Genomic DNA, 19,547 nt, shown 5'->3' on the forward strand with positions numbered 1-19,547 from the left:
TTTGAATTCACACTCAATAATGCGCTCACGCCCGCTATTAATATACACCAGCATAGGGGTGCACATTCTTTACAGGCCTTTGTAGCAACGCCCGGCGGCTACGCCATTAAATTTAAATACCTTGATTTCATTTGCGAACTGGATACAAGTAAGCTCTCCAGGTTCCGCAAGCTCATCCTTTTTCCGTTTCACGATTTTTGGTAGGCAAAAAACAATAAACCAACCCTCATGCTCTGATTAAGCATGCAGGATTTATTGTTTTTTAAAAAATTTAGTTTTAATGCTGTCCGGTATTTTTGATTGGATACCGGGCAGTATTATTCAAACCTTCATTTTTCCTCCCTTAAACCCAAAACATGAAAAAATCCATACCCTTCGGCATACTTTTAATTGTAATTGTATTAGCCCTTCTATACCCTTCAGTTACTCTTACAACCATTAAAGACAGCAAAATTGATACAGGTGATACCGCCTGGCTATTAGTAAGTACCGCCCTTGTACTGATCATGACCCCTGGCCTGGCATTTTTTTATGGCGGTATGGTGAGCAAAAAAACGTATTGTCAACCATGTTGCAAAGCTTTGTTTGTATGGGTGTAATTACTGTTATATGGGTAATATTCGGCTTTAGCCTTGCCTTTGGCGAAGATGAGTTTGGTGGCTTTATTGGTAATCCCGGCACTTTCTTTATGATGAAAGGCACATTGGGCAACGCCACCTGGGAACTGGCCCCAACTATCCCGCTGATACTATTTGCTATGTTCCAGCTAAAATTTGCGGTTATCACCCCGGCCCTCATCACCGGCGCGTTTGCCGAAAGGATCCGCTTCAACTCTTATGTTATTTTCCTTTGCCTGTTCATGGTGTTTATATATGCACCCTTGGCTCACGCTACCTGGCATCCAAAAGGCTTCCTTTTCGGAAAAGGTGTACTTGACTTTGCCGGCGGCACCGTGGTGCACATGAGTGCAGGCTGGGCAGCTTTGGCATCAGCCATATATTTAAAGGGCCGTAATGAAACATCACACAATCCGGCCCGGATCAGTTATGTATTATTAGGAACAGGCTTATTGTGGTTTGGCTGGTTTGGCTTTAACGCAGGTTCGGCCCTGGGTTCGGGCACATTGGCAGCAACCGCTTTGGCAACAACCACTACAGCATCAGCCGCGGCTGCTATGGCATGGATGTTCTTTGATATCCTTCGCGGTAAAAAACCAGGTGTGTTAGGTGCCTGTATCGGCGCGGTTGTAGGTTTGGTGGCTATCACCCCTGCAGCGGGCTATGTAACTATTCCCCATTCATTAATTATCGGTATCGTAGCAGCAGTTGTAAGTAACCTGGTTGTGATTTGGAGAACAAAAACCAGCATTGATGATACCCTCGATGTATTCCCATGCCATGGCGTAGGCGGCATGGTAGGCATGTTATTAACCGGTGTATTTGCACACCAAAACGTAAACTCCGCCAACACAACCGGTAACGGTTTATTTTACGGCGAAACACACCTTTTCATTATTCATTTAATTACCCTTGTAGGTGTATCAGCCTTCGCTTTCTTCGGCTCATTCATCTTATTAAAAATCACCGACATGATCAGCACACTGCGTGTAACACCAGAAGAAGAACTTGCAGGTCTTGACATCAGCCAGCACGACGAGGAACTATAACCAGATCCTACCCTACCTGATTAAACTCAATTAACAACATAAAAAATAAGCCGCACCCTTTACAGGGTGCGGCTCTTTTATTTCATCTTGCGCATTATTTACTGAAACTGCAACTCCAATCTCAAGACAATTACCATTCTTTAGTAGATACCCTTTTTACTTTTTTAACTTCCGCCGGCTTTTCAAGCGACGAGGTTTTAAGCATATAAGCCTTTAAATTATCACCTACATGCTTGCTGTTGCTCAGCACCTGGTTTAAACAGGCGTTAAAATCAACCTTTGATAATTTTTCCGACGCCTTTTCCAGGGAGACATCCTTGCCATGCATATGTTCCACATTACCATAACGGTTACGCTGATATGGCTGATAAACAAAATCCGTTAACCAATAACGGTATTTGCCATCTTTTACCTCTATTTTAAGCGTATAGCTTAGCTCACCGCCTTCACTATTACCCATCAGGCCTTTTTTGTTAACTAAAAAATACCCGTACCAGTAAGCGCATTGCCATCCTTATCAGCCTTTGCCAGTTTAAGCACCTTTTTAGGATAAGCCTTGGTCAAAAAATACAATCCCCTGCTATAAAGCGAATCTGCAATGGAGCCGGGCTGGTCAACCGTTTTATAATAAATGTATTTATTATTCTCATCAAAAGCCAGTGAATCCTTCTGCGCAAAAGCGCCGGATGAAAAAAGGAGACCGACAAAGCCTAATAGTATCTTTTTCATGTAACAAATATAAAAGCCGCTCCGGATAATTCCGGAACGGCTCGTGATAAAAATAGATTAAATTATTTTTTTAGAAAGCGTACACAGCAGCTACAGCAAACTGACCGGCTGATTTTGAAGGATCGCCAGAGTGGTTCAGGAATGAAGTAGATGAGCCATGATCTAACCTTATTTCAGGAATGAAAGTAAGCGGGCCTGATTTGATATTTGCAGTAAAGGTAAATGCTTTAACATTTTGTCCCGGAGGAGGGCCTAAAGTTACTAAATCACCTTTTTTAGTTTTAAAGTACTCGCCCCTTAAACCTAAAGTTACTGTTTTTGATACTGCTAACTGCGGATATAAAGCAACGCCGCTAAAACCACCGCCATCATGCGGAGCTGAATAAGTAGCGCCGTTTAAGCCCAGTTTAAAGGCATCAGTAATTTGATAAGCGGTTGTTAAATCAACTTCGGTACCTGAAGTACTTCCGGTAGCAAGGTTAAGATAAGCAGTCCATCCTTTAACAGGAGATACAAACAACTGTGAGCCGAAAGTATTTACCTTATGCGTTGAAGTATAATTGTTCCAAGTATCATTAAAAATACCGGCCATTAAACTTACTTTATCGCTAAACGCGTAAGTTAATTTAACACCAGGATTTTGGAACGGACCGTTGGTAAATAAATACGAAGTAGAGTAGTTAAAGTTACCTACCGGGCTAATAACCTCATAACCAATAAAGGTAGCCATGTAACCACCGGTAAGGTTTAATTTATCGGTTAGATCATATGATACGTACAAATTTTGAATGTGGAATGAATCGCCATTAGGACCATTAGGAATTGATTGGGCCTGGCCACGCGGACCAAATGAAAGCTCGCCCACAAAAGCTGCTTTACCAACTTTTTCTTCAAACCCAGATCAATCATGCCAATTGATACTGAATTATGATCACTTGCAAAGCTGGTAGGGATTTGCGAACCCTTATCAGAAAAATCATATTTATAATAGGTATCTACCGAACCGTAGATCACCAGAGGAGAATCTGAGGTTGTTTTAACCGTGTCCTGAGCCTTAACCGTAAAGGCCGCAATTGAAAAAAATGAGAAGAGTAGAAATACTTTTTTCATGATAACGATTTAATTGTGAATTGATAAACTATTTGTTAATTGTTGTTTTTTGGGATAAATACACTGTTATTATTTGATTATCAACACCTTGCAGTTAAAAGGATAGTTTATGTGTCGGCATAAAAAATCCCTGCACGATTGGCAACGGCAACGTCCATTTAAACAACTACTGCTGTTTTAATATGAAATGCTGTTTAGTCTTAAGCCTCCACCTTAGTTTAAAGTCAGAAATGAACTCCCGACTTTAAACTGAGGACTACAGGCTAATACTACCACTCTCCAACCGCACAAGGCATCAATATCTTTATTTAAGCTGTTAAGCTCCTATATGATCAGGCTTCAGAAGCAACCTTAGCGCCATTATCAAAAAGGCCGCTTAAGCTGATCTCATCATCCTGAACAGGGTAAACTTCGATACCGTGGTCAAATACGTCGATACCACCTGCGCCTGTTTCACCGTGTTCTTCGATACGCAATTTCCATGGATGACCTAATTTGTTGATCACAAACATCATCACATATGAAACCGCGAATACTGCAAGGGTAATGGTAAGGCTACCGATCAGCTGAGCTTTTAATACATCAAAACCACCGCCGTAAAATAAACCTGTTACCGGAGCAGAGTTATCAGCACCTGTTGGGCCGGTAGCACCATATTGACCTGAAGCGAATAAACCTAATGAAATAGTACCCCAGATACCGTTAAAGCCGTGTACTGATACTGCACCAACCGGATCATCGATACGGAACCACTCAATAAGGTAAACACCGCCGAAGATAATGAAGCCTGAAATAGCACCAAGCATGATAGCGCCAAACGGACTAACCCAGTAACAAGGGCAGGTAATAGCAACTAAACCTGCAAGGAAACCATTAATAGTAAAGGCTAAATCAAATTTGCCTTTTGTTGGGCCAAACCATAAGGCAGCAAGCATAGCAGTAAAACCGCCAGCGCAGGCAGCAAGCGTAGTGTTTGCAGCAACACGGCCGATACCCTGCATATCCATTGCCGATAAAGTTGAACCAGGGTTAAAACCATACCAACCAAACCAAAGTAAGAAACCACCTACAGCAGCAACCAATAAGTTGTGACCTGGGGGCAAACCGCCTTTTTCTTTATCATCGCGGGCAAATATCCTACCCAAGCGTGGGCCTAACACCATTGCACCTGCCAGTGAAGCAACACCACCAATAGTGTGTACTACTGTTGAACCTGCAAAGTCACGGAAAGGCTGAGCGCTTATTGATTTAAAGAAACCTGAAGTTCCCATGGTAGCAAGGAAACCATCCGGCCCCCAAGCCCAGTGACCGATAATAGGATAGATAAAGCCGGTAATACCGATACTGTAAAGAATATCGCCACGGAAACTGGTACGACCGATCATAGCACCAGATACGATGGTTGAGCAGGTATCAGCAAAAGCGTACTGGAAAATCCAATGTGCCAATACCGGGATACCGGTTGAACCATAAGTTTCAGGTGTATTTTGAAGGAAGAACCAGGTTTTGCCATCAGCACCACCCCAGCCAATAAAGCCGTTGCCATTGCCAAACATAAAGGCATAACCTATAGCGTAAAATAGCAAACCACAAAGACAAGTATCAAAAATACACTCCATCAGCACGTTCACTGTTTCGCGCTTACGGGCGAAACCAGCTTCGAGCATAACGAAACCCGCCTGCATACCAAATACCAAAAAGGCAGCAACCAGTGTCCAAACAGTATTAACCGTGTTAATTAACGCTGTTTCATGGGCGGTGTACGTTTCGGCAGCGTTAGCTTTTGTGCCAAATACACCCGGCAAAACCATCATTGCGGCAAACACCAGCAATAAGCCAATCATTTTCCCTGTAAAAATGGTTGCTCCCAGCGCCCATTTTTCACGTGTCAGCTGTCGGACTGCACTTAGGAAGTTGTGTTTTGTAGAACCTACTTTCATCGTTTAATTTAGTTTGATTGTTTTTTAAAAATTAATTAGTTTGATTGTTGTATTTAAATTTAGTTTGATTGCTATCCTGAATTACAAAACAATTTTCACCTCCAAATCCTCAATCACGCCTCTAATCTTTTTCATTTTTTATAAAAAGCATAATAATTGGTGTGTTTTCGTAAATTATTTTCTGAAATTAGGTAGTATTTTTAAGAATAACAAATTATTAATGATAAATTAATGGTAAAAAATAGAAAAATTATGAAAATTGCAAAAACAAGGCTCTTAAAATGTCATTTTTTAAACATTTAAAAATGATATTTTCAATATAAATTCATTTTCATCATTAAAAAAATTAAAAAATCTAATTTTTACAGTTTAAAATACCATTTAATCAGTTTTAAAAGCAAATAATCGCCCAAAAGCAATAAAAAAACACGATTTTATTGATTTCAGGCAGAACTTTTAGAAGAATTAAGACTTTCCTTTAAATTATATCAGTTTTTTAATGATTAGGTGGTATGTTATATTTCACTTAATTTTGCCCGATATTTTAAAGGATAGTTATATTTTTGAACACTAACCTTTATTTAAACCTCATAAAATATGTCCAATATTCGTTTTAAAGCCTTACAGGATGTACTTTCAAGAACTATCCCTGAAGTAAAACCGCCTTCACCAAAAATTTCCGATTATTTCGGATCGAATGTTTTTGATAAAAAGAAGATGAAGGAATACCTTTCATCAGAGGCTTACCAGGGAATTGTAAATTCAATTGAAAAAGGTGAGCCAATTCCGCGCGACCTGGCAGAACAGATCGCTTCCGCAATGAAAGCCTGGGCTTTAGGCAAAGGCGCAACCCATTATACACATTGGTTTCAACCGCTTACCGGCACTACGGCCGAAAAACATGACGCTTTTTTGAGCCCACCGCAGATGGCGGCGCTATAGAACGTTTTTCGGGCGATGCCCTTGCACAACAGGAGCCTGATGCCTCAAGCTTCCCGAGTGGCGGCATCCGTAATACATTTGAGGCCCGCGGTTATACTGCCTGGGACCCTTCCTCGCCTGCCTTTTTAATGGCGCGTACCCTGTGTATCCCAACAGTGTTCGTATCGTACACCGGCGAAGCACTTGATTATAAAGTACCTTTATTAAAGGCACTGAACGTGCTTGATAAAGCGGCTGTTGATGTTTGCCATTATTTTGATAAAGGCATAGAAAAAGTAAATGCATCATTAGGTATTGAGCAGGAATACTTTTTGGTTGACCTGGCCTTATTTAATGCCCGTCCCGATCTTTATTTAACCGGCCGTACTTTATTCGGCCACATGTCGGCCAAAAACCAGCAACTGGAAGATCATTACTTTGGCTCGATACCTGAGCGCGTGTATGCTTACATGCAGGATATGGAAGCCGAAGCATTGCAATTAGGCATCCCGCTTAAAACCCGTCATAATGAGGTTGCTCCATCCCAGTTTGAATGTGCACCGATATATGAAGAGATTAACCTCGCCATCGACCATAACCAACTGTTAATGGATTTGATGGACCGTGTTGCCAGGCGCCATAACTTTAAGGTGTTACTTCATGAAAAACCATATGCAGGCCTTAATGGTTCGGGCAAGCACAATAACTGGTCGCTGATAACCAATACAGGCAAAAACCTGTTATCGCCTGGTAAAACGCCTAAAAACAACCTCATGTTCCTGGCCTTTTTTGTGAACACCATAAAAGCGGTACACGAGCATGCTGATCTGTTAAGAGCGTCCATTGCATCAGTTAATAACGACCACCGTTTAGGTGCCAATGAAGCCCCTCCAGCCATTATATCTATATTTTTGGGCAGCCAGCTTAGCGACGTGCTTGATGAGATAGAAACATCCCGCATCAGCAAAAAAATCAAAGAAGAAAACCTGTTATGGCAGGGCATCCCTAAGATCCCGCAAATTTTGCCCGACAATACCGACCGCAACCGTACTTCGCCTTTTGCCTTTACCGGTAACAAGTTTGAGCTGCGCGCAGTAGGCTCATCAGCCAACTCGGCCAGCCCGATGACCATTCTTAACCTTATCGTTGCCGATCAGCTTAAAAAATTCAAATACGATGTAGATAAGCTGATGAAAAAAGGCGAGAAAAAAGATCTGGCTTTATTAATGGTGATCAAAAAGTACATCAAAGAATCAAAAAACATCCGCTTTGAGGGAAATGGCTATAGCGAAGAATGGGAAAAAGAAGCCGCGCTAAGAGGTTTACCCAATATTAAAACCACACCAAAAGCGCTGGATGCTTTAATAAACGATAAGTCGGAACATCTTTTTGCCGAAACCGGCGTGTTCACCGTGCGTGAAGCACATGCACGTCACGAGATCTTACTTGATGCTTTCTACAAAAAGCTACAGATAGAAGCCCGCGTAATTGGCGAAATGGTGATGAACGTGATTATCCCGGCAGCAATTGCTTATCAAAGCAAACTGATTGAAAATGTAAAAGGACTAAAAGATATTGGCCTGGATAAAGCAACTTATGCTTCGCAGCTTGACATCATTAACAGGATCTCTGAGCATGTGAACTTCATTAAAACCAATACCGAGCAAATGGTTAACGAGCGCAAAAAAGCTAACGTTATCGACGACCTTCGTCAGCGCGCTATTGATTACGATGAAAAGGTAAAATCATTCTTCCAGCCTATCCGCTACCACGTTGATAAACTGGAGCAACTGGTTGATGACCGCCAATGGCCGCTGCCTAAATTCAGGGAGCTGTTGTTTATTAAATAAGATATTAACACGAATTGCCACGAATTAAATCGAATTACACCAATTATAGTTCGATAAATTTTGTGGCAATTCGTTTTTTATTTTAATCCCATAATCTGGCTGTGCAGAATTATAACCTGAGCTACCAGGCCCCTATCTCTTCTCTTAATTCTCACAAATAAGCAAGGCAATTCGTGAAATTCGATTGAATTTGTAAAATTAGTGCCTATGCAAACAAATCACTCGCCTTATGCTGTTCAATAATCACAGCCCTGTATTTTGATAGCAATGCCGATTTGGATATAAAGCCGATAAAAACGTCATCTTTTACCACCGGTAACTGCCATACGTCAATGGCATCAAAGGTGTCCATAACGCTGCTGGCCGGTTGATCATAATCAATTATAGCCGGTGGTTCAATCATGATATCGGCTATATTTTCATCCGCGATATCTTTATTGAACAAGCGCCGGCGAATGTCGTCTATCAATACAACACCTTCAAGGCTTCCGTCGCCTTTAAGCACCGGGAAAATATTAGCATCGGTTTTGGCCAGTACCTGGTAAAATTCGCCAACCGGCATTTGTTTATCAACCGGGGTGTATTTGCGGTTAATGATGCTATCAAGCATTATACTGTTAAGCATGCCATAATCCTGCCCCGGGTGAATATTATTATGATGAATCAGCTGGCTCCAGTACATATTATGGGGCGATGAGTAACGCGATATGATGTATGACATAGCTGATACGATCATGAGCGGGATAAACAGCACATATCCACCGGTAATTTCGGCTATCAAAAATATAGCAGTTAAGGGTGCATGCAATACACCGGCCAGGGCCCCCGCCATACCCACCGCAATAAAATTAACCGTATTTAAATGTATCAGCCCGGTTTGATTAACCCCATAAGCCACAAACAAGCCCAGGAAAGCGCCGGTAAATACCGTAGGTGCAAATGTACCGCCATTGCCACCGGCACCAATGGTAATACCCGCAGCAATGATCTTGGTAAACACGAGTGCCCCTATAAATAACAGCATGATAAGCGGTTCGGAAAGCCAGTTGGCAAAAAAGCTTTCTTCCTTTAATACATTGATATTACCATTTAAAATTTCGGTGAGATAATGATACCCCTCGCCAAACAATTGAGGAAACACAGCAATGATCAACCCTAATATCACACCGCCACCAACTGCCCTCACATATCGGTTTTGTTTTTTAAGGATCCCTCCTTCAAGTTTACCCCCTACTTTGGATATGTATATCGCTATCCATCCGCTTAATATGCCAAGCAGCACGTAAAATGGCAGGGCGTTCATTGCCCAGCCTTCGGTAACCAGATGGAACAATTGCCCCGAGTATAATAATTTGGAAACCACAACTCCTGTAGCGGAGGCTATTAATAAAGGTATAAAGGTGGGAATGGTGATCTCTCCTATTAATATCTCTAACGAAAAAAGCACCCCGGCAATAGGGCTGTTAAATACAGCAGCTATGCCCGCCGAACATCCTGCAGCCAACAATACCGTTTTTTCATAGGGTGTAAGCTTAAAAAACTTACCTACGTTTGAACCGATAGCTGTACCCGTACAAACAATAGGCGCCTCCAACCCTGCCGAGCCACCGAAACCTATGGTTAACGAACTGGTTATTAAATGCGAATAAATATTATTGGCTTTGATGTTTGAACGGTTCTTTTTGATATTGATGAGCACCTTACCTATCCCTTTTTCAATCTTATCGCGATTGATCAGGTGCTGATACAGCACCGTACCCAAAATGCCTATTGCAGGTAAAAACACATATGCTATATGATAATACAGGTGCGAAGAGATATTCCGGCTTAACTCTTCCATTAAATGCACTAAAAACTTAAGGGCAACGGCGGCCAGTCCGCCCATAAAACCTACAAACACGCTGCAATAAATTAAAAAGTTACGTTGACTATTGCGTTTTAACCGCCAGCGGTTTATTTTGTAGGAAAGCGTTTTTAACATAAGAAGTATATACTACCAATTCTGCTGATGAAGAGTTATGAGCGCGAATTGTTTTCAATTAAGCTGATAAAACAGACCAATGACATGTATTAGTCTATTTGTTACAAATTAACACAATTCAGGGCAATTTATATTCATTAAAGTAAATAGAGGTTAATTTACAACAACTAATTAATTATTAAACTTGCGCCTATAGCTTATTATATGTCTTTAAGAAACCAACAGATTGAACACTGGTTTAATCGAAAATACGACGTAAAGCCTAAAGCCGGCTTTAGAAAATGGTTAAAAAAGCAGCGGAACCGAAAAATAAGACAATCACCTAAAACCGAAATACCAGACATCAAGTATGAAGGATGGGAATATTAAAAACTCCCTGTTAAAATTCGCCGATTTCAAATTATCTATAATAGTAGTTGCAACCACAGCTATTCCATAATTTTTTAAGTCTAAAACACATTACAGTTTTGGCACTACAAGTATAATGCTCCTAAGTCCCCGACTTCAGATAGCTGAGGTAAGGAAATTAAGGTTAATAGCATTATATTTGCCCATGATTTCTTCGCAAAGATATGATCAGCGTGGCGTATCAGCCTCCAAAGATGACGTGCACAATGCCATAAAAAATATCGACAAGGGCATTTTCCCAAAAGCTTTCTGCAAAATAGTACCCGATATCTTAACCAACGATCCTGAGTATTGCAATATTATGCATGCCGATGGTGCCGGTACCAAATCGTCCCTGGCGTATACCTACTGGAAAGAGACAGGCGATATCTCTGTATGGCGCGGCATAGCCCAGGATGCCATCATCATGAACCTTGATGATTTGCTTTGCGTTGGCGCTACTGATAACATCCTGCTGTCATCAACCATCGGCCGCAATAAAGGCCTCATTCCCGGCGAAGTTATCGCCGCAATCATTAATGGCACCGAAGAAATTTTAGCCGAACTGCGCGGGGCAGGCATAGGCATCTACTCCACCGGCGGCGAAACTGCCGATGTGGGTGACCTGGTACGTACCATCATTGTTGATTCGACGGTTACCTGCCGTATGAAACGTGAAGATGTGATATCTAACCACCGTATTGAGCCCGGCGATGTAATTGTAGGGCTTGCCTCATACGGCCAGGCTACTTATGAAAAAGAATACAACGGCGGCATGGGCTCAAACGGCCTTACATCTGCCCGCCATGATGTGTTTAATAAAACCATCGCCGATAAATTCCCCGAAAGCTATGACGCGGCCATCCCTTACGAGCTGATCTTTTCGGGCAGTAAAAACCTTACCGACGCTATTGACATTGGCAACGGTGAAACCGTAACGGCAGGCAAGCTTGTTTTAAGTGCGACCCGTACCTACGCGCCAATCATTAAGCAAATACTTGATGGCTACCGCAGCCAGGTTCATGGCATGGTACATTGCAGCGGCGGCGCGCAAACCAAAGTATTGCATTTTGTAGAAGGTTTGCATATTATAAAAGACAACCTGTTCCCTGTACCACCATTGTTTAAACTCATTCACGAGGAATCAAAAACCAGCTGGCAGGAAATGTACAAGGTATTTAATATGGGACATCGCATGGAGCTTTACGTGCCTGAAGCTATAGCTGCTGATCTGATCAATATTTCAAAAAGCTTTGGTGTTGATGCGCAGGTTATTGGCCGTGTAGAAAAGGCAGATACTAAAAAAGTAACCGTGACATCGGAGTTTGGAGTGTTTGAGTACGAGTAAATAATAACGACATAAATTTATGCTGAGGTTTTTGGCTACTTTGTCCCCATTAAAATTATGGGCGATATTTTTAGCCGAAAACCTTTTTGTTACTACCCTGGCCCTGCTATTCGGATGGTTGATCTTAAAACTATCCAACAAACCAATAAAATGGGCAAGCCGAAACGAGATTCTGGTATGCATGTTAACCAATGCCATCAACACAGCGATCACCTATGCCGGTTATTGGCTTTTTAAGCACAACTATATAACACTCACGTTCCAGTTAAAGTGGTACACCCTTCTTGATTTCTTGCTCTTATTTATGCTGATGGACCTGGCCATGTTCATTTTCCATTACTTCATCCACCACTCAGTTATTTATAAAGCGATCCACAAATTTCACCATCATTACACCGATCCTATCCCTATCGACCTGTTTGTTCTCCATCCTGTTGAAACCATTGGCTTTGGCTCTTTATGGCTTGTAATATTGGCTCTTTATGGTTTCAATTTCTATGCGGTACTGATTTACCTTACAGCCAATGTATTTTTCGGTATCATGGGCCATTTAGGTATCGAACCCGTTCCTGCCTCTGTTCGAAAAATGGCTCCTTTTAAATATTTAGGTACACCCTCTTTTCACCATCGGCATCACCTGGAAATTGATTTTAATTTCGGCTTTTATACCAACATCTGGGATAGGTTATTTAAAACTTATAAGCCTTAAAACAATAAGCTTATAAGCTCACCTTTTATAAAAAAAGCCGGAGGCGATGCAAATGCTCCCGGCTATAATTGGTTAAATCGAATTTTATCCTTGCTTATATGTTCAACGACACCTCATATGGTATGCGCTTAGAATTATCTTTTTTAACCAGGCAGATGATCCACATAATTATAAAGGGAATCATCGAGACTGCCAAATCCGGCGCTATTAATAAAAAGATGACCGTATTTGTGCAAACCGTTAACAGAAAACACGCCGGAATAAAGATCAAAAAGACTTTATAATACTTTGATGATCTTATGAAGGGCAGCGCTAACAATCCAAGGTGAAACAACACTAAAAGTGAGATATTTAGTTGATTCCAAAAGCTATTTCCGGGGTTTAATATATCTTTCAATAACGTAAATTCAAACGACACAATTGACATAGTAAAGCCTAAGTGTATGGAGAAGCCGATTAAAAAACTAAAGAGGATGAGCACGATGATTTTGATATTTGTTTTCATAAGTGATAAAATTTAAGTATTATTCAAATATAAAACATAATTCAAAACAAAGTTAATGTATTGGTTAATAATTATTAACCAATACATTAACTTTCACTCACTATGAAATAATATAAATATATAATCAAATTATTTCTAACGAAAAAAGCCCCGGTCAAATTGACCGGGGCTTTAAATCATATGGTAAATTCAATTAGTTAAAGAGATACCTTAAACCAATTTGAGCTTGCCAGCGTGATACCTGCGAAATACCGTTACCAAAAGTTGATGTAAGCGGGATTTGGTTTTTATCATCAAAGTAAGGGAACGAGAATGTTGGCTTACCAATGTTAGGATCATTAGGGTTAGCATTGTTAGCGTATAAACCTTTAAATGATAACGGGCTTGTACGGTTAACAAATTTAAAGTTACCCCAGTTCCTGTTCAGGAAATTACCAAGGTTAATAATGTTAAACTCAAACTGTAAGGTGTTTTTAACTTTACCGGTTGAAGCATATAAATCTTGAGTGAAGTTAAAGTTAACCAGGTGAAAGTATGGCAATACCAAAGCATTACGCTTAGCATATTGACCGCGGTGTTTGCTCAGGTATGGGTCCTGGTTAATAAACGCGTTCAACTGCTGGTAAGTTTGGTCAACAGTACGAGGGTCATTTAAGTTATCTTTTACCAACACGATATCACTTGCATCTTTAGGGATGTACATCAAATCGTTGGTAGTTTGACCGTCACCATTCAAGTCGCCATTATAAGTGTATGAAGCAACACCGTTGTTAGCACTTTCGTAAGTTAAACCAACCGAAGTAGTAAGGTGTTTGATATAATCCTTACGGAATGATACCGAAGCGATGATACGGTTTGGCTGGTAAAAGTTAGCATATGAAGTAACATCAGCGTTTGGATCGCCGGATACAACACGGTCTCTCCAGGTTGACTGGGCGATAGAACCACCGTCATTAACCGAGCGTGAATCAGAGTGAGTGTAAGCTATGTTAAAGTAAAGCTCTTTAAACGTTCTTTGTAACTGGCCGGTAACGCTGTAAGTATAACCTTTGCTGGTGTTTTTCATCAGGATAGCGTCGGTAATATTAGGTACCGCCGCTGTGTTACCACCCTGGGCAGCAGGGATTGAAGGATAAACAGTAGTACTGCTGTAACGGATCCGGTTATCATTACCCTTTAAAGCCTGACCTGATGTAGGCAACGCAAGGTTAACAAAATATACCGAGTTGATATCTTTTGAATAGATACCTTCTAAAGTACCGATAATGCCTAATGGCAATTTTTGGTCTAAAGCCAGGTTTAAACGGAAGTTTGATGGGAATTTGAAATTCCTGTCGGTAACAACCAGGTTATATGAAGTGTTTGCAGCAGCCCCAGTTGGCCTGTTTTTATTAACATCCGGGCTGAAAACCAAACGGGGGTCGGTTGGTAATACACCACCGGCACCAGGCACAATGCTGTATGAACCAAACTGTACACCATTGTTGCTGGCCTGGTTTGATATATATACATAAGGAACCGGACCGGTAAAGATACCTGCACCACCACGAACTTGTGTGCTGGCATCGCCGTTAACATCCCAGTTAAAGCCTACCCTTGGTGAAATTTGAATATTCGTTTTAGGGAACTGTGAAGTATTGATCTTGTAACCGTCCCTGAAACCCGTTAACGCTGCTGCATTGGTATTATACTGGCTGTCAGTATTGTAAACCGGTAAATCAAAACGAATACCGTAAGTTAATTTAAAGTTGTCGTTAACTGTCCATTTGTCCTGAGCATAAGCGCCGATGGTATATGATTTTACAATAGCAAACGGGAACGAGCCATCAGGCAAAGCTGAATAACGGAAATCGTAGCGGGTTGCGGTTGGCAAGCCTTGTTTAGCCGAAGCGTAAAAATCATCTAAGCTTTTAAAACGGTAACCACCATAGTAGTTAGGAGCGAACCCATTTTTAAATTTATTCGACTCATATGATAAGCCAAAGTTAAGCTCGTGTTTACCCTTGTAAAGGGTTAAGTTATCAGATGCCTGCCAGGTATCGGTATTCAATACGTTGTTGGCAGTAAATGGCTCATAACCAAATGAGGTTAAAGTAGTACCATTAGGGTTTTGGATATCAACCAATGGGAATGAACCACCGCCCGGAGACTGGCGGAAATCGCGCAGGGCCTGGTAACCTACAGTTAATTTATTGGCAAGGTTTGAGCTGATACGGGTGTTCAACTCGGCAATACCAATATTGAAGTTGTTGTTGATGGTATAGTAAGATGAAAAGAACGGCAACGAAGTGCTGCTTGGTGCACGACCACCTGTAGGCGCACCTGAACTGCTTGGAGGCACATCACGGAAAGATTTCAAATAGAAATATTTCAATGACAAGGTATTATTTTTGTCGATATTCCAATCCAATTTGGCAGCGATCTTATCTGATTGCGTACGTAACTGGTAGTTTTCAAAAGCGCCAGGATTATAACCATAAGTAGTTTTAAGGAAGGTAGACAGGGCTGTCAAATCAGCATAAGATGCTTGTGAAATACTACCGCCGGCAGTTTGGCCATCGCGTAAAGCGGTGTAAGAAGTAGCCGGATCTTTGATCCTTTCCTGCTCGCCTGATACAAAGAAGAATAATTTGTTTTTGATGATCGGGCCACCTAAGCTGATACCACGTTGGTTATAATCAACTGTTGGTTTTTGAACATCGGTAGTAAGCGTATGTAAACCTACTAAACCAGCCGAGCGTTTGTAGTAGTAAACGCTACCTTTAAATTCGTTGGTACCCGATTTGGTTACGGTATTGATACCGGTACCGGCAAAACGGCCCTGGCTAACGTCGAAAGGAGATACAGAAACCTGGATCTGCTCAATCGCGTCTAATGAAATTGGCTGTGAGTTTGCCTGGCCACCTAAGGTGTTTGATAAACCAAACGAGTTATTGAACAAGGCACCGTCAACAGTTAAGTTGTTACCATTACCGTTACGACCGCCAAATGATGTACCATTTGCAGTAGGAGTTAATTTAGTGTAATCATAAATTGACCTGCTGATAGTTGGTAAACGATCGATCTGGGCGCGGTTAATAATCTCCTGAGAACCTGTTCTTGAAGTATTAATAACCTTGTTCTGTACACCCGAAACCACAACTTCCTTAAGTTCGGTATTGGTTGGTGCAAGTTTAGCGTTGATCTTAAAGTCCTGACCTAATGATAACGTTATGTTATCCTGGCTGAAGGTATTAAAACCAATAAATTTAAAACTGATAGTGTACGGACCACCAACACGGATGTTTGGTAAGTTGTAACGGCCGTCGGCGCGGCTAACAGTTGAATAATTAGTACCTGTGGGTGTGTGTAACGCGGTAATGGTTACACCAGGGAGTGGTAATCCCTTTTCATCAACCACTGTACCAGACATGCTACTTGTAGTAACGTTTTGCGCGAACGCAAAGTTTAGTGTGAGCAGCGAAAAAATGAATAAAAGAAGGTAATGCTTCCTCATAAATTGCTTTTTTAATTATACGTTTAATTAATTGGCGCAAAGATAATTAATGAACTAATTACCAATGTTAAGTTAACGTTAACAATTATTATATATTTATCAACATTTTACATTATAAGTATAAAAACCATAAAACAATCGCCAAAAACAATGAAAATATTACAAATAATATAGTTTAAATCATATCGGAGCTTAACGGTTACATTACACCATTTGCTTTTATGACACAGCGCAGATATAAATAACCCAAGGCAGGTAATATATACCGGCAGTACATTTTTTGATTTCAGCCCTTTTCCTTAGCTTTGGCATTCAAAAAATAGGCGCTGCGGAAAAACCACAAAAATCCGCGCAGCTTATTTACCTTTGAAACGAAATTAAAGTATATCAATAATAATATGGATTACGATGTAATTGTTATTGGGTCTGGTCCGGGTGGCTACGTTGCTGCTATCCGCGCTTCCCAGCTTGGTTTAAAAACCGCCATTGTCGAAAAAGAATCATTAGGCGGTATCTGTTTGAACTGGGGTTGTATCCCAACCAAGGCTTTATTAAAAAGCGCCCAGGTTTTTGAATACCTTAACCACAGTGCCGATTACGGTATTAAAATTAACGGCGCCGGCGAAGTTGATTTTGCCGCGGTTGTTAAAAGAAGCCGTAACGTTGCCGATGGCATGAGCAAAGGCGTTCAGTTTTTGATGAAGAAAAACAAGATAGATGTTCTTGTTGGCTTTGGTAAATTGAAAAGCAAAGGCGCTGTTGAAGTTAAAGCTGCCGATGGTACAGCTAAAACCTACAGTGCAAAACACATTATATTAGCAACAGGCGGGCGCTCGCGCGAGTTACCTAACCTGAAACAGGATGGTAAAAAAGTTATCGGTTACCGCCAGGCCATGGTATTACCGCAGCAACCTAAATCAATGGTTGTAGTTGGTTCGGGTGCTATCGGTATTGAGTTTGCTTATTTTTACAACTCAATAGGTACAAAAGTTACCGTAGTTGAGTTTTTAGATAATATCGTTCCGTTAGAGGATGAGGATGTATCAAAAGGATTAAACCGCATTCTTAAAAAACAGGGCATCAACATCATGACCAGCTCCAATGTGGAATCGGTTGATACCAGCGGCGATTTGTGCAAGGTAACTGTAAAAACAGCTACCGGCACCGAAATTCTTGAAGCCGAGATCGTTCTTTCTGCGGTAGGTATCGCCACCAACCTTGAAGGCATCGGCCTTGAAGAAAACGGTGTTAAAACCGATCGCGGCAAAGTATTGGTTGATGATTTCTATCGTACCAATGTTGAAGGCGTTTATGCCATTGGCGATATTGTTAAAGGCCAGGCCCTGGCTCACGTAGCATCTGCCGAAGGTATTATCTGCGTTGAAAAAATTGCCGGTCAAAACCCTCACCCGCTTGATTACAACAACATTCCGGGCTGTACCTATTGCTCACCAGAAGTTGCTTCTGTTGGTTATACCGAAAAAGCAGCTAAAGAGGCTGGATATGAAGTTAAAGTTGGTAAATTCCCATTCTCGGCATCGGGTAAGGCAAGTGCTGCCGGCGCTAAAGATGGCTTTGTAAAAGTGATATTTGATGCCAAATACGGCGAGTTCTTAGGCGCTCACATGCTTGGCTACAACGTTACCGAAATGATTGCCGAAGTAGTTACTGCCCGCAAACTGGAAGCTACCGGCCATGAGATCATCAAATCGGTACACCCTCACCCAACCATGAGTGAAGCTGTAATGGAAGCCGCTGCCGAAGCTTACGGCGAGTGTATCCACTTGTAGTATTCTGGCCCATGGTCGATAGACCATAGACCATGGTTGATAGTTATAGCTACAATAAATATTTAAAGCCTCAAATTAAATGCATTGCATTTGGTTTGAGGCTTTTTAGTTTCATACTTTATAACCACAACTTATCTTTAAAATATTATTCTAATTTAGCCCTATCAGCACATTATAAGTCACGCCCATTATCTATGGACCATCGACTATGGACTATGGACTATAAACCATGAACTAAAATGAAACTACACACCATTGATACAGGCTTTTTTAAATTAGATGGCGGCGCTATGTTTGGCGTTGTTCCTAAAACCATCTGGAACAAAACCAATCCCGCCGATGAAAACAACCTTTGCACCTGGGCCATGCGCTGCCTGCTGGTTGAACATGAAAACAGGTTAGTATTAGTTGATACCGGCATAGGAAACAAGCAAAGCGAAAAGTTTTTCAGCCACTATTATCTTCACGGCAACGCAAGTTTAGATAGTTCGCTGGCTTCTCTTGGTTTCCACAGGAATGATATTACCGACGTGTTTTTAACCCACCTGCACTTTGACCATGTGGGCGGTGCCGTTGTACGCGAGGGCGAAAACCTGCTCCCTGCCTTTAAAAACGCCACCTACTGGAGTAATCCCAAACATTGGGATTGGGCAGTTAACCCTAACGAACGGGAAAAAGCTTCCTTTTTCAGAGAAAACATCATCCCTATACAGGAAAGCGGCCAGCTAAAATTTGTTGATACCGAAGACGGCATTAACTTTATGAAAAATTTTGAGGTCCGCTTTGTATCCGGGCACACAGAATCAATGATGCTGCCGCTTATTAATTATAAGGGGAAAAAGGTACTCTATATGGCCGATCTGCTGCCATCAATCGGGCACCTGCCTATCCCCTATATAATGGCTTATGATATGTTCCCGCTTCAAACGCTTACTGAAAAAAACTATTTTTAAACGAGGCCCTTGAAAAAGAATACATACTATACTTTGAGCACGACCCGGTTAATGAATGCTGCACTTTACAGCAAACAGAAAAAGGCATCCGGGTTAAGGATACGTTTAAACTAAGCGACCTTTAACCGTTGATTGGTTTTGATTTCGTTGATTTTTTAACTT

General features: G+C 41.3%; 11 protein-coding genes and 3 pseudogenes. 7 read left to right on the plus strand and 7 right to left on the minus strand.

What is annotated here, in order from left to right:
• Positions 1-69: 69 nt before the first annotated feature.
• Positions 70-192: a hypothetical protein gene (locus ACQ86K_RS21880; protein ID WP_431198782.1), complete on the minus strand. Its 123-nt coding sequence runs from the start codon at positions 190-192 to the stop codon at positions 70-72.
• Between the two features lie 164 nt (positions 193-356).
• On the opposite strand from ACQ86K_RS21880, the pseudogene ACQ86K_RS21885 reads away from it, so the two are divergent.
• A pseudogene (locus tag ACQ86K_RS21885) lies at positions 357-1,666 on the plus strand (ammonium transporter).
• Positions 1,667-1,796: 130 nt separating this feature from the next.
• Here the strand turns inward: ACQ86K_RS21885 and ACQ86K_RS21890 are convergent.
• From ACQ86K_RS21890 to ACQ86K_RS21905, 4 genes are all read right to left on the minus strand, one after another.
• A complete protein-coding gene (locus ACQ86K_RS21890; RefSeq protein ID WP_431198783.1) occupies positions 1,797-2,126 on the minus strand; it encodes a DUF4468 domain-containing protein in 330 nt (109 codons plus the stop codon).
• Positions 2,127-2,143: 17 nt separating this feature from the next.
• Positions 2,144-2,395: a hypothetical protein gene (locus ACQ86K_RS21895; RefSeq protein WP_431198784.1), complete on the minus strand. Its 252-nt coding sequence runs from the start codon at positions 2,393-2,395 to the stop codon at positions 2,144-2,146.
• Between the two features lie 70 nt (positions 2,396-2,465).
• Positions 2,466-3,260, minus strand: a complete 795-nt coding sequence (locus ACQ86K_RS21900) for a porin (RefSeq protein ID WP_431198785.1) — start codon at positions 3,258-3,260, stop codon at positions 2,466-2,468.
• Positions 3,261-3,837: 577 nt separating this feature from the next.
• Positions 3,838-5,445, minus strand: a complete 1,608-nt coding sequence (locus tag ACQ86K_RS21905; RefSeq protein WP_091174332.1) for an ammonium transporter — start codon at positions 5,443-5,445, stop codon at positions 3,838-3,840.
• Positions 5,446-6,042: 597 nt separating this feature from the next.
• Between ACQ86K_RS21905 and ACQ86K_RS21910 the strand changes: the two are divergent.
• Positions 6,043-8,216, plus strand: a pseudogene (locus ACQ86K_RS21910) (glutamine synthetase III).
• Between the two features lie 205 nt (positions 8,217-8,421).
• Here ACQ86K_RS21910 and ACQ86K_RS21915 read toward each other — a convergent pair.
• On the minus strand, positions 8,422-10,197 hold the full coding sequence (locus tag ACQ86K_RS21915; RefSeq protein ID WP_091174337.1) for a chloride channel protein: 1,776 nt from the start codon (positions 10,195-10,197) through the stop codon (positions 8,422-8,424).
• A 553-nt stretch (positions 10,198-10,750) separates the two neighbouring features.
• Between ACQ86K_RS21915 and ACQ86K_RS21920 the strand changes: the two genes are divergently transcribed.
• The 3 genes from ACQ86K_RS21920 (at position 10,751) to ACQ86K_RS21930 (ending at position 12,925) form a co-directional block, all read left to right on the plus strand.
• Entirely contained in the window at positions 10,751-11,932 is a 1,182-nt protein-coding gene (locus tag ACQ86K_RS21920; RefSeq protein ID WP_176844568.1) for an AIR synthase related protein, read from the plus strand.
• A 19-nt stretch (positions 11,933-11,951) separates the two neighbouring features.
• Positions 11,952-12,641: a sterol desaturase family protein gene (locus ACQ86K_RS21925; RefSeq protein WP_091174340.1), complete on the plus strand. Its 690-nt coding sequence runs from the start codon at positions 11,952-11,954 to the stop codon at positions 12,639-12,641.
• Between the two features lie 98 nt (positions 12,642-12,739).
• Positions 12,740-12,925, plus strand: a complete 186-nt coding sequence (locus ACQ86K_RS21930; RefSeq protein WP_091174344.1) for a hypothetical protein — start codon at positions 12,740-12,742, stop codon at positions 12,923-12,925.
• 414 nt (positions 12,926-13,339) lie between these two features.
• Here ACQ86K_RS21930 and ACQ86K_RS21935 read toward each other — a convergent pair whose 3' ends face one another.
• Positions 13,340-16,642 carry a TonB-dependent receptor gene (locus tag ACQ86K_RS21935; RefSeq protein ID WP_091174347.1) on the minus strand — a complete coding sequence of 1,101 codons (3,303 nt, stop codon included), beginning with the start codon at positions 16,640-16,642 and terminating at the stop codon, positions 13,340-13,342.
• A 398-nt stretch (positions 16,643-17,040) separates the two neighbouring features.
• Here ACQ86K_RS21935 and lpdA point away from each other — a divergent pair, with 398 nt between their 5' ends.
• Both lpdA and ACQ86K_RS21945 read left to right on the plus strand, forming a co-directional pair.
• Positions 17,041-18,432, plus strand: coding sequence for a dihydrolipoyl dehydrogenase (gene lpdA / locus ACQ86K_RS21940; RefSeq protein WP_091174351.1), 1,392 nt, complete (start codon positions 17,041-17,043; stop codon positions 18,430-18,432).
• 239 nt (positions 18,433-18,671) lie between these two features.
• Positions 18,672-19,510 (plus strand): annotated as a pseudogene (locus ACQ86K_RS21945) (MBL fold metallo-hydrolase).
• Positions 19,511-19,547: the final 37 nt, after the last annotated feature.

The organism is Mucilaginibacter sp. P19 (assembly GCF_050632265.1).
Taxonomy (GTDB): domain Bacteria; phylum Bacteroidota; class Bacteroidia; order Sphingobacteriales; family Sphingobacteriaceae; genus Mucilaginibacter; species Mucilaginibacter gossypii.